Here is a 554-nt window from a genome sequence, read left to right on the forward strand (position 1 = left end):
GTAGGATAGTTCTTCCACATTAGGGCTGCAGAGCACACAACTGTAGTCATCACCTTCAATCTTGTAATGCTTTCTTTTTTAGGAGGTTCCTGGAGTTTATTCTGTCTCTGAAGAGAAGCCAGATAAAGATTTTGATTTTTTTGGAGACCTTAGATTGCCAAATCCATTTAAATGCAGTATGGACCGACTGGGATCCTAACAAATATTTATAAGCTTTTGTTGCCTTGTAACAACCATTTCCCCATATATATTTCCATTGACCAGTGTTATCATTAAGTTGCAAAGTTTGTAGGTAGACATCCAAATCACAGAATTGTGTGAAGGCCTCCTCAGATACAGGCAAGCTAAATAGATCATGAAGTTCATCTAGCTGTAAAACCATCTGCAGAGTGATGCTCTCATTATTTGTCAATGAGAATAAGTGAGGATATACTTGATTCAATATTTTCCCATTCCATAAATCCTGCCAAAACAACATTGTATCTCCCTTTCCTGCTGTAACTTGTGCAATTCCTTTGAAGCAATTTAATAATTTCAGATTATCCTTCCACCAA

General features: G+C 36.8%; 1 protein-coding gene. It reads right to left on the bottom strand.

Going from position 1 to position 554, the window contains the following annotated elements:
- Positions 1–55: 55 nt before the first annotated feature.
- The coding region (locus ACQY5W_RS13465) for a hypothetical protein (protein WP_428025480.1) at positions 56–554 on the bottom strand (499 nt) is incomplete at its 5' end.

The organism is Arcobacter sp. (genome assembly GCF_050300555.1).
Lineage (GTDB): Bacteria > Campylobacterota > Campylobacteria > Campylobacterales > Arcobacteraceae > Arcobacter.